We start from the raw sequence: 1,512 nt of genomic DNA, 5'->3' as shown, positions 1-1,512 counted from the left end.
GGGGGTGATTTATTTGCTAAAGAACTGGGTACCACACTCAGAATACCAGAAGAAGCTTGAGATGTACTTAATTGAGACACAGACAGTACAAAAAAACAGGCTAATCCAGCATTCTAAAAGCATTTCAAAGCTTCATCTGCTCAATCTGGATAGCCTGCTTCCTGTAATCAAGCCACTATACTCCGGTTTAGGCCGCCCCGCCAAAAACCAACAAGGAATTTTTCGTTCCTTGGTACTAATGCTTGATTTCAAAGAACATTCTATCACAAATTGGGCACAAACTGTAGCAAACGATTCTCTTTTATTTAATCTTTGCGGCTTTGATAGTAAAACCGCACCCGGGGCATCTTCCTATTACGATTTCTTAATCCGTCTCTGGCAATCCGACAGGTCTGAACATGTTGAGCGAAAGCTGCGTCCAAAGAAGTTTTTATCCAGGCCTAGAAAAAAGTTAAAAGCTAACGAGAAACTACCACCTAAACACTCTGGTTCTGTAAAAAAACTTGTACAGCGTGCGATAAATGGACGACTGCCAAATATCAACCCGGCTAAAATCATGCAGCAGTTGTTGGCTCGGTGTGTAGTAGATCAGTCTGCTGAAATGGGGATATTAGGCAAGACTTCAGCTTTATCCGTGGCTTTTGATGGTTCTCCATACTATTCAGGTGCTAGCCAGTACGGTGTAAAAGTATGCGATTGTCGCTCCAAGGGCATCTACAACTGTAAATGCCCAAGAAAATATTCTGATCCCGATGCCAGATGGGGTTGGGATAGTTACCGCGAACAATGGTTCTTTGGTGACACCCTTTTTAACGTAACCGCATCTGACAGCCCATATGATTTACCTATATACCTTCGTATGGCCCAAGCCAGCCGCCATGACAGCATCACAACCGTTTTTGCTTTAAGTGATATTCACTCACTTTACCCTAACATTAAATTTAAGAACTTCCTTGCAGACGGTGCCATGGATAGCTACTCTATTTATGAATTTGTAGACAGCTATGACATGATCCCTTTTATACCGCTGGACTCTCGTACGAAATCAAATATGAAATCTGAGCATCCGGATGTTGTTTGTTTCGATAACAAGGGCAGACCTGTCTGCAAAGGTGGAATACCTTATTGTAACTGGGGTTATTCAAAACCCAAAGGAATCAAATACAGGTGCTGGTTTGCGTGTCGCGGAGAAGAACCGCCACCCAGTTGCAAATGCTCTCAAAGCGCCTATGGGAAAACGATCTATATTAAGCCAAGGGACGATAGGCGTCTTTTTACTCCTGTTCCCCGCCATACAGATGCTTTCAAGGATGAATTCAAGAAACGAACATCTGTGGAGCGCTCCAACAAAAGAATGTTCATTGATTATGCTATTGAAGATGCCCGCTCCCAAAGCACTATGATGCGGTTTGCTTTTGCTGCTTTTTCTGTAATTAACATTCACCTGGATGCATGGATCAGGCACAAACAATTTAATATTTTGAAGCTGTTGCTCGAGGCATCCTAAAAGGC

1 protein-coding gene is annotated in these 1,512 nt (G+C 42.9%); it reads left to right on the top strand.

Annotated elements, in window-relative coordinates; translation table 11 throughout:
* Window positions 1-13 precede the first annotated feature (13 nt).
* Window positions 14-1,507 carry a hypothetical protein gene (locus tag HF312_21580; protein ID MCU7522802.1) on the top strand — a complete coding sequence of 498 codons (1,494 nt, stop codon included), beginning with the start codon at window positions 14-16 and terminating at the stop codon, window positions 1,505-1,507.
* The last annotated feature ends 5 nt before the right edge of the window (window positions 1,508-1,512 follow it).

Source organism: Ignavibacteria bacterium (assembly GCA_025612375.1).
Classification (GTDB): Bacteria; Bacteroidota; Ignavibacteria; order Ignavibacteriales; family SURF-24; genus JAAXKN01.
This window is presented reverse-complemented; position numbering and strand designations above follow the sequence as displayed.